Source organism: Pseudoalteromonas sp. 3D05 (assembly GCF_002723455.1).
Classification (GTDB): Bacteria; Pseudomonadota; Gammaproteobacteria; order Enterobacterales; family Alteromonadaceae; genus Pseudoalteromonas.
This window is the reverse complement of sequence record NZ_PDUS01000027.1, coordinates 23,961-33,985: the sequence shown is the minus strand read 5'-3', so window position 1 is coordinate 33,985 and position 10,025 is coordinate 23,961. Positions and strand designations below refer to the sequence as shown.

The window sequence follows — 10,025 nt, the reverse complement described above, 5'->3', positions numbered from 1 at the left end:
TCAAACTTTTCTTTTGCCATGACGGAACCTATCAGTTTTGTGTATCTAGATTACATATGAAAATAATCCACCAGCAGGTAGATTAAATTAAATTTTTCAAATTTCAAATAGTATTTTCTGACAGATAAAGGAAGTAATCAAGAAGATTCGTGTGACTGGTGCTGATAGGCAGATTTGAACTGCCGACCTCACCCTTACCAAGGGTGCGCTCTACCAACTGAGCTATATCAGCAACACCAGAAACTGGAGCGGGCAGCGGGAATCGAACCCGCATCATCAGCTTGGAAGGCTGAGGTAATAGCCATTATACGATGCCCGCGTTAGGAACCTGTTCTTAAACTACCTCTAACCGTCAAGAATAAAGTGGTGGAGGGAGCTGGATTCGAACCAGCGAAGGCTGAGCCGTCAGATTTACAGTCTGATCCCTTTGGCCGCTCGGGAACCCCTCCACGATAATTCTTTACTAAGCACTTCCGGTAAAAGGAAAGTGGTGCCGACTAACCGAGTCGAACGGTTGACCTACTGATTACAAGTCAGTTGCTCTACCAGCTGAGCTAAGTCGGCACTGCTTTAGTACGGGGCGAGATATTAGAGTAAGGCGTATTGGGATGCAACAATAAATTTGAAAAAAGTGTAACTTTTTAACTCAAATGCTCACAAATCATGCAAACAAGCGCTATTTTGTTACTTTTCACACAATTCTCGCCAATAGTTCAAGCCGTGCATTACTAATTGAGGCGCAAAAACAGCAGTTGGAAATTGCGCTTGCAGTAACTCTCCATAGCCACCAGCAAATATTAAGTGTGGATTTTTATTGCTCAGGTGCAGCTTTGCTTGCTCAACCGCTCCAATTGTTGCCACGAGTGCGCCATTTTTGAGTCCGTTTGGGGTGTTGATACCAAGCTCATTACTAAATTGTGTTGCCTCATCATCAAACACGCGCTGAGTATTTTGTGTTAACGATCGGGTCATCAAATCAATTCCGGGTATTATCCACCCGCCTCGGTGTTGTCCGCCTGCATCTAACACATCAATAGTGGTTGCTGTGCCCGTATCAACAATAACGCAGTCTTGTTTTGGCCATAACATATAAGCTGCAATAATCGCTAACCAGCGATCAATGCCTAAGTTTTGATAATGTTCATAGGCACAATGTAAGTTTTTGAGCTGCTTACTAACCACGGCTTCATAACAAGGAATATTTAACGTCGCCGCCTGCGCTAATAGCGTACCTAACTGCTCACTTTTACCGACACAGGCATACACCACTTCTGTGACTTGCTGCCATGGTAATGCGCTCAAATCACACGGTGATATGTTATCCCCATCATAGTGCGCGGCTTTTAATGCGGTATTACCTACATCTATCAACAACCTCATTGTTGTACCTTACGCAAAGATATTTCACCGCCATAGTAACTTTTTGCTTCGCCGTCTTGGCGTATACGAATTCCACCTTGCATATCTATTCCTTCACAAATACCACGCCAACTTCTGTGCCCCGTGTTTAGCTCAACACATTGCCCAGCAAATGCATCAAGGGTATTCCATTGCTGGTACATGTTTTGTAAGCCGGTTTCACTGTATTGCGCTAGGCGCTGCTCAAGGTGGTAAGTAAGATGTGCAACAAGTTTATTCTTATCTAACTGCGAGGTGTGTTGGCTTAAATCCGTCCAAGCTTGATCTATTTGCTGGCTTACGCTTTGTGGCATTTGTAAATTTATGCCTATCCCAATAACGAGCTGACATGGCCCTTGAGGTTGACCATCAAGCTCAACCAGCACACCTGCCAGCTTTTCTTTATTAAGATAAATGTCATTTGGCCATTTTAGCTCTATATCTAATTGGTAAAGTGCTTTTAAGGTATCGTAAACGGCAAGCCCTACCGCAATTGACATACCCATTGCCGCTTGAAGGCCGTCATCTAAACGCCAGTAATAACTATAATAAAGGTTTGCACCAAATGGCGACTGCCACACACGGCCTCTACGACCACGACCAGCTTGCTGCATTTCGGCTACAATCACAGTACCAGATTCTAACGGTTGTTTTGCTGCAACACGGCGCATTAACTCACTGTTGGTCGAGTCGATAATAGGTTGCACTTCTATTTGTGCGGTGTCAGCACCTAGGGCTTGGTAATGATGTTGAATCTTACTTTGCTCTAGTAAACCAACTGCATTATTCAAGCTATACCCTTTGCCATTTACTTTAAAAATATCGAGACCCATCTCTTGTAAGCTTTGTATATGTTTACTCACAGCAGCACGACTAATACCCAGTTTTTCTCCCAGTAGTTGCCCTGAGATAAAACCACCGTTATTTAACGCATTTAAAATTGCTAACCTATTTCCATCAGGCGCTTTCATGACGTTTCCTCTAAATCAATATGACATTCGCCGTCACTTGCTATCAAGCGTACTTCATGTTGTAAACGTATTTGATAGCACTGCCACACTTGCTGCTGAATATGTTGCACCATGGCAATTAAATCAGCCCCGGTACTATTACCATGATTAACTAACACTAGGGCTTGTTGTTGATGCACTTCAATACCCGCTATTCGATACCCTTTTAAACCAGCCTGCTCAATCAACCACCCTGCTGCAACTTTGTGGTGATCGGTGTCATAGAGATAATGTGGTAATTGCGGGTGCGTTTTCAGCAATGCGTGTAACTGGGAATTAGTTATTATTGGGTTTTTAAAAAAGCTGCCCGCATTTGCCAGCTCATAAGGGTTGGGTAATTTACTGTTACGCGTTTTTATCACTTGCTCAAAAATGCCTTTCGCACTGACATCCTCAAGCTGCTGTAATGGCCCATAACTTAATTCTGGCTGCCATTTTTTTGGTAAACAAAACCCGACTTGGGTGATCACCGCTTTATTTTTCAAGCTATGTTTAAAAATAGAATCACGATAGCCAAATTGACACTCTGTATTGTTAATTCTTACAAACTGCTTACTCGCGATATCGAAATATTCAACGTATTCAATATATTTCGCCAGCTCAACACCATAAGCCCCAATATTTTGTACTGGTGCCGCACCCACTGTGCCCGGTATTAATGCTAAATTTTCAAAGCCCGGCATACCATGTTCAAGGGTATAAATAACTAACTGATGCCAGCTTTCTCCTGCAGCAACTTCCAATAAGTAGTCATGCTCTCGTGCGCTCGCAGTGATACCTTTAGTTGCCATTTTAATCACCTGACCTTGGTAGTCAGCTAAAAAAACAGTATTACTCCCCTCGCCCAAAATACAAAAAGGACTCTCAAATGATTGCTGCTGTAATTGCGCGAGCTCAGTAATTTCAGTAAATACTGAGCACTGACTCGGTAATGAAAATGTGTGAAAAGATTGCACAGGGTGAGCCACAAAATGCCTCAAAAGTTAATTGTCACTATTCGTCCTAGTTTACCCCATCATCGTAAAAGGCGCACCCGATTGCAGAAATTGTTCAACCTCGCCTTGCAATCATGATATAAAACCTGCACTTTTTATTTGTGTTCAAGGTAATTATGAAAATCACACCTCTTTTTTTAAGCCTCGCAATGGCGGGTATGTGCTCGCAAGCAATGGCCAACGCTGTTGACCAAAACTCATACGCTAATCTTAATGATGTTATTACAACGCATTTAAACCTAGATTTAGATGTCGATTTCGCCGACAAGCAATTAGAAGGTTTTGTAGAGCATACGTTAGAATGGCAAAATGCTAAAAGCACACGTTTAGTGCTCGATACGCGCGACTTAGATATAGATAAAGTGATGTATCAAACGCAAGCCGGCAGCTGGAAAAAAGCAGATTTCACATTGGCCAAACGTGATGACGTTAAAGGCTCTAAGTTGACGATTAACTTCAAGAGTCAAGCGCAAAAAGTACGCATTTATTACAACAGCCGACCAGAAGCATCTGGCCTACAATGGTTAACGCCAGAGCAAACGGCAAGTAAATCTCACCCATTTATGTACAGCCAATCACAAGCAATTCATGCCCGCAGTTGGTTACCTGTTCAAGACACTCCAGCAATGCGTGTAACATACACTGCCCGTATTCAAACACCTAAAGACATTCGCGCGGTCATGAGCGCCGATAATAAAGACGCATTATATAAAGATGGTGATTACCACTTTACTATGCCACAAGCTATCTCTCCTTACTTAATTGCGATTGGCGCAGGTAACTTAGAGTTCAAAGCTATGTCTAAGCAAACAGGTATTTTTGCTGAGCCGGAAATTCTTGATGCGTCTGTTGCTGAATTTAACGACACTCAAGCAATGATCGACAAAACCAACGAAATGTATGGTGAATATGCATGGGGCCGTTACGACTTACTTATGTTGCCACCTAGCTTCCCATTTGGCGGAATGGAAAACCCGCGCCTTTCGTTTATCACACCAACGGTAGTGGCTGGTGATAAGAGTTTAGTTAACCTCATTGCCCATGAACTTGCGCACTCTTGGTCTGGTAACTTAGTGACCAATGCTACATGGGAAGATTTATGGCTTAATGAAGGTTTCACCTCATACGTTGAAAACCGTATTATGGAAGAAGTATTTGGCCGTGACCGCGCAGTCATGGAACAAGCGCTTGATGCAGCAGGGCTTCGTGCTCAGCTTAAAACCATTGATGCACCGGATACTCGCCTCAATTTAAAACTAAATGGCCGTGATCCAGATGATGCATTTAGTTCAGTGCCTTACACCAAAGGTCAGCTCTTTTTGATCTACCTTGAAAACCAATACGGTCGTGAAAAGTTTGATGACTTCGTAAAAACCTACTTTAACGAGTTTGCTTTTAAATCGTTAACAACAGCGCAGTTTGTCACTTATATCGAAGCTAACTTAATTAATAAATACCCAGGTATTGTTAGCATGGATAAAGTTAACGAATGGATTTTTCAGCCAGGTTTACCAAGCGATGCACCTAACCCAACATCAGATGCATTTGATAAAGTAGATGCTGCAACCAAAGCTTGGTTACAGGGCTCTACAACCGCAGCGCAGCTTCCTACAGCAAACTGGACAGTACATGAGTGGTTGCACTTTTTAAATAATCTACCACGTGACTTAAGCATTGAAAAAATGGCTGAATTAGATAGTGAGTTTAATCTTACTCAATCAACCAATGCTGAGCGAGCATTTGCATGGTACATGCTCGCTGTAGGTAATGGTTATCAACCAATTTACCCTTCTCTTGATAAGCACTTATCAGGGATTGGTCGCCGCAAACTAATTGTGCCTCTTTATAAAGCACTTATTAAAAATGGTAAACGTGAATGGGCACATGATGTATACATCAAAGCACGTCCGGGTTATCACCCGCTAGCACAAGGTACTATTGACGACTTGTTCTCTAAGTAAAAACCAATAAATATTAAAAAGGGCGATTTATTCGCCCTTTTTTTATTTTGTTACTTTATTTAAAAAGCGTTTACGCTCTTCAGGACTGGCTTGTTGCCACCAAAAATCCAACATTGCCGAAGCACTCGGTGACTGCGCTGTAGTTGGCGCCGGTTTTGATATAGGTGCACTTACTGGCATGCTCGCTACTGCAGGTTTGTTAGTTGATGCAGTAGGTGCGGCTTGAGCGCGAGGCGCAGTTATTGATGCTTGTAACGGCATACCTAAAGATGAGCCTTTAGCTTTTAAACTGATTTGCGGTGACTCTGCAAACACTTCAGCTGCTACGGCATTATCTGCACGATTAAAAACAATGTCGTAATTTTTGCCCTGATCAATAGTGACTGATACCCAAAACGGTTCAGAGTCTACAACGTGATGCTCGTCATATCCTTGCTCGTACAAATCTGAGTATTTTAGTTTCAGCGAGTAAGTGCCGGGGTTGAGCTCCAGCTCATCAACACGGCTAAAGAACGAATGTTCAATGACCTTCTCACCTACCTGCAGTGGAATGATTTCCTCCGGAAAGTAAACCGTTTCAGCTGAAGCAGCTGAACTTAACAGTAGCGAAACAATGCCACCAAAAAAGACTGATTTATACATATTAACTCCTTGTGTTTGATTTCAGTTTGACACTGCAAGCAAAGTTTGTCATTAGTGACTTTATAACAAACATTGGAGCAGAGTTAAAATGAGTGATGAAACCATCTTTACAAAAATAATAAACCGAGATATTCCCGCCGATATCATCTATGAAGATGAGCTATCACTGGCTTTTCGAGATATAAATCCACAAGCCCCTTTTCACATTTTGATTATCCCGAAAAAAGCGATTGCGACAATTAACGATATTACCGAAAAAGATGCACCAATCGTTGGTCATTTATATGTTGTTGCAGCAAAAATAGCCAAACAACAAGGCTTTAGCGACGACGGTTTCAGAGTGGTGATGAATTGTAACGAGCATGGCGGGCAAACGGTATATCATATTCACTTACATATGTTAGCAGGTAAATGTATGGGTTGGCCGCCTTATCAAGATAACAAAAAAGAATGAACACAAAAAAAATTCATACTCTTTTAGGGTGGGTTTAGAGCTGCAGGTAAATTTTGATAATAGTTAACTAATTCATTAAGATAGGATGTTTTTATGTTACTTTTTTTTAATAAATAAAAAACATAACATCTTAAAAATATACTTTTCCTGCCCTCATATAGGAAATTTCTAATACGAAAGGGGTGGATTGCGTGATAGGATTAATTAGTTAACTTTATTCAAGAGTATGTAAGTATGAGCAGTTCAGCATTTTTGTTACTAGATCTGGAGCCAATCAATACCATTGGTATTAATGTATTAGAGCCATTATTAAAAACCCAAGGGCTTGATGTTACTACTGGCACAAATATTTTAGATGTGCCTGAAGGTACGCGCTTATTGTTTATTGAAACATCGAGCCAAGATGCGTGGGGTAAATTAAAAGAACAATTAGTAAACCTACGCGTTAAGTGCGATATCGTTTTGTTTAACTTAGATGAAAATCCAGAGCTTGCCAATCGTGCGTTATTAAGTGGTATTCGTGGTGTCTTTTATACAACGGATAATGCTGATGTATTAATGAAAGGCATTCGTCTATTACTTGAAGATCAACTTTGGTATCGTCGAGATATCATGTGTAATGCGCTCAACCGTATGCTGCAGTTTAACAAAGACGCACTTCACAAGTTGACTGAAGGTGATATTGAACCAATAAAACTAACCAAACGTGAAAAATCAATTATTTCATTAATGAGTAATGGTTCTAAAAATAAAGAAATCGCGGAAACACTAAGTATTAGTCCACACACAGTAAAAACACATTTATACAGTGCATTTAGAAAAACAAAGTGCCGTAACCGAATTGAGTTACTGTCATGGGCACAGCAAAATATTCCTGACGAAATTCGTTAAGCTAAATATTATTGACCAAAAAAGGCGCTTAAAGCGCCTTTTTTGCATTTGCTAAGAACACAAATAGACTTTATGCTCAGCTCAAAGCGATAGTATTGGAATTAACATGCTCGATTCAGCCACTTTGTATTATGCCAGCGCAGCCATGATGGCGGTTATGACGCTGCTTAATTACCTTACTTGGCGTACCAGTAAAAATACCCCTGGCACCTTAATTTATATTTTTTATCCAATGATGATGTTTGCCGCCGTGGGTAGCTTTGCATTGCATGGTTACTTAAATAATATAGCCAGCATCAGTATCGCCAATAGCTTGTTTTTTTGCTCTTCAATCATACATGCGTTAGCTATTCGGCAATTTTTCGCTGACAAAAGCGCTGGCTTTAAAGTTTTTAGCGCTATTACAGCTCTTTTCGCTGTTATGATGATTGTGCTAGCTTTCAATGAATCAAGCTTACGCAGCCGTATTCTACTATCTGATTTACAACATATTCTTGAAGCCATATTTTTACTCTATTTATTCATTAAATACGGTTATAAAAGCTACCCCAATGGCAGTATTGTCTACATATTAATACTCACAATTATCACCTTCGTTTTTACCGGACGCACATTATTGATGGGCGACATAAACACCGCAAAGCTGCTTTCAGGCAACTGGTTTAGTATTACCTTATTTATAAACGGGGTTATAGCCCCGATGTTTTATGCAACAGGGATGGCGCTGCTGTGTAATGAGCGAAGAGAACAAAACCTAAATCAATTAACAGAAAAAGCCCAAAAAGACCTCGAGATCAGAGGGTTATTTTTATCCACCATTAGTCACGAAATCCGCACACCACTCAACGGTATATTAGGCAGTGCACAGTTAATGATGAATCAATCCAGTGACCCTCGCGATAAACCCTACTGCGAAGCCATTATTAACTCAGCAGAATCTCTTAACTTACTCGTAGATAAAGTACTTGATTACGCCAGTCTCGATCAGCATAACGAAGCCTTGTATGAAGAAGATGTGGAGTTTAAAACTTGGCTTCACAATTTATGCTTACTACTGAGCCCCCTTGCAGAACAAAAACGGCTGCACTTTGAGCTGGTTTATAATTTGCCCGAGCAAGCATGCTATTACTGTGATCAACAAAAACTCAGACAAATCATCATCAACCTTATGGGTAACGCGATAAAATTTACCGATAAGGGCGAAGTCAAAATATGCGTTGATTTAGTTAAAGAGCAGCAACTTGAACACACTATACGCATTAGCGTAGTTGACTCAGGTCCTGGTATTGAAGCTGACGAAATTGAATACCTCACAGAACCCTATGTACAAAGTAGTGCAGGCAAAGAAAAAGGCGGTACTGGTCTTGGTTTAGCAATCACCAGCCGATTACTAGATAAATTAGGGTCTCATTTAGATATCACCAGTGAACTTGGTAAAGGCAGTTCATTTAGCTTTGATATTAATTTAACACTCGGTGAACTAAGTTTGGTTGAACAACGCCATCAATCAAAAGAATATTTAACTGGATTAGATATATTATTAGTTGAAGATTTAGACTTAAACCAAAAAATCGCGATTGAATTTATGGCTGATGATGAGCATAAAATCAAACTTGCTCGAGACGGTCAAAGTGCAATTACATTAATGAAGCAACATCACTTTGATGTAGTTTTACTGGACATGAATTTGCCAGATTTAACAGGTCAAGAAGTGCTAAAAACACTTAAAGGGATTGAACACAAAAACCAACGCACCCCCGTGCTCGCGTTTACAGCCAGCTTAAGTCCAGATGAAATAAAAGAATATTTCTCTTTGGGTATAAAAGACATTGTGGGCAAACCGATTAAACAACAAAAGCTGCGCCAAGCATTAAGTGACTCTCAAAATAATCAAACGCCTATCATCGCTGTTGAGCTTAGTGATGTGCTCTATGATGAAACTGCCGCTGAAACATTAACAAGCTCATTTAGTGATGACGAAGTATCATCCATTTACAATGAATTTGTACTTTCAGCGCGAAATAAGCTTGTTCGTGCACAACAGCTACTTGATGAAGACAAAGAGCAATGTATTAAGCTCCTGCACCGCCAAGCAAGTACAGCATTGCAACTGGGTTTTAATCGATACGGTGCAGAGCTTAAAAAAATAGAACGCCGACTACTAGATAACAAGCCACTTAAAGAGCCTTTATCTGATGTTATTGTGCTTTGGCAAGACAGTTTAGAGCAATATTTAAAGCATGTGAGAAGTGAGCTGAGTTAAGCAAAACTCAGCATGTCTGAGCAAACTACTAAGTTATAATGTTTGCACACCATATCAACACACTATGGTAAACCGATTGCTCAACTGTTGATATTTTAGTTTAATGGGTACAAATGAAATATCTAAGGATAGACCCATGCTCATTTTTAAAGTTTTGATTTTGGTAGCTTTACTAAAGCTACTAATTAATACTGAGCGCCCTAAATTATGCGCAGGGATTTACACTGGAATTGTATTATTGATTAACTTAATGTCAGGTGTAGGATTTCTTACAGCTATTGTTGCAACAGCCATTTCTGGTGCATTGGCGTTACTCTACTTTTGGCTACTCAACCATTTTAGAGATACCGCTATTTTCTGGGTAATACTGGTTATAGGGTTGGTTATTGGCCTGGTTTGAGTCGTCAAACC

At 40.5% G+C, this 10,025-nt stretch carries 9 protein-coding genes and 4 tRNA genes; 5 read left to right on the top strand and 8 right to left on the bottom strand.

Translation table 11 applies throughout. The features are described from left to right. Positions 1-156 precede the first annotated feature (156 nt). The 7 genes from CSC79_RS18880 to murB all read right to left on the bottom strand — a co-directional run bounded on the left by CSC79_RS18880 (position 157) and on the right by murB (position 3,376). Positions 157-232 (bottom strand) — tRNA-Thr (locus CSC79_RS18880). 12 nt (positions 233-244) lie between these two features. Continuing rightward, positions 245-319: transfer RNA gene (locus CSC79_RS18875), tRNA-Gly, on the bottom strand. A 45-nt stretch (positions 320-364) separates the two neighbouring features. Next, positions 365-449 (bottom strand) — tRNA-Tyr (locus CSC79_RS18870). A 39-nt stretch (positions 450-488) separates the two neighbouring features. After that, a tRNA-Thr gene (locus tag CSC79_RS18865) sits at positions 489-564 on the bottom strand. A 120-nt stretch (positions 565-684) separates the two neighbouring features. Next, positions 685-1,380: a type III pantothenate kinase gene (locus CSC79_RS18860; RefSeq protein ID WP_099297520.1), complete on the bottom strand. Its 696-nt coding sequence runs from the start codon at positions 1,378-1,380 to the stop codon at positions 685-687. After that, complete coding sequence (gene birA, locus CSC79_RS18855; protein ID WP_099297518.1) at positions 1,377-2,369, bottom strand: bifunctional biotin--[acetyl-CoA-carboxylase] ligase/biotin operon repressor BirA; 993 nt, start codon at positions 2,367-2,369, stop codon at positions 1,377-1,379. The genes CSC79_RS18860 and birA overlap by 4 nt, the downstream gene beginning before the upstream one ends. Then, a complete protein-coding gene (gene murB / locus CSC79_RS18850) occupies positions 2,366-3,376 on the bottom strand; it encodes a UDP-N-acetylmuramate dehydrogenase (RefSeq protein WP_099297516.1) in 1,011 nt (336 codons plus the stop codon). The genes birA and murB overlap by 4 nt, the downstream gene beginning before the upstream one ends. A gap of 143 nt (positions 3,377-3,519) precedes the next feature. On the opposite strand from murB, the gene CSC79_RS18845 reads away from it, so the two are divergent. After that, positions 3,520-5,364: a M1 family metallopeptidase gene (locus CSC79_RS18845; RefSeq protein ID WP_099297514.1), complete on the top strand. Its 1,845-nt coding sequence runs from the start codon at positions 3,520-3,522 to the stop codon at positions 5,362-5,364. A 42-nt stretch (positions 5,365-5,406) separates the two neighbouring features. On the opposite strand, the gene CSC79_RS18840 is transcribed toward CSC79_RS18845, so the two are convergent. Beyond that, entirely contained in the window at positions 5,407-6,006 is a 600-nt protein-coding gene (locus tag CSC79_RS18840) for a DUF2057 domain-containing protein (RefSeq protein WP_099297512.1), read from the bottom strand. Between the two features lie 88 nt (positions 6,007-6,094). Here CSC79_RS18840 and CSC79_RS18835 point away from each other — a divergent pair, with 88 nt between their 5' ends. The 4 genes from CSC79_RS18835 (at position 6,095) to CSC79_RS18820 (ending at position 10,014) form a co-directional block, all read left to right on the top strand. Next, positions 6,095-6,460 (top strand): histidine triad nucleotide-binding protein, encoded by a 366-nt coding sequence (locus CSC79_RS18835; RefSeq protein ID WP_099297510.1) that lies wholly within the window; start codon positions 6,095-6,097, stop codon positions 6,458-6,460. 234 nt (positions 6,461-6,694) lie between these two features. Next, a complete protein-coding gene (locus tag CSC79_RS18830; RefSeq protein ID WP_058562058.1) occupies positions 6,695-7,351 on the top strand; it encodes a response regulator transcription factor in 657 nt (218 codons plus the stop codon). A gap of 106 nt (positions 7,352-7,457) precedes the next feature. Then, a complete protein-coding gene (locus CSC79_RS18825; RefSeq protein WP_099297508.1) occupies positions 7,458-9,614 on the top strand; it encodes an ATP-binding protein in 2,157 nt (718 codons plus the stop codon). Between the two features lie 136 nt (positions 9,615-9,750). Then, positions 9,751-10,014, top strand: a complete 264-nt coding sequence (locus CSC79_RS18820) for a hypothetical protein (RefSeq protein ID WP_099297506.1) — start codon at positions 9,751-9,753, stop codon at positions 10,012-10,014. Positions 10,015-10,025 lie beyond the last annotated feature (11 nt).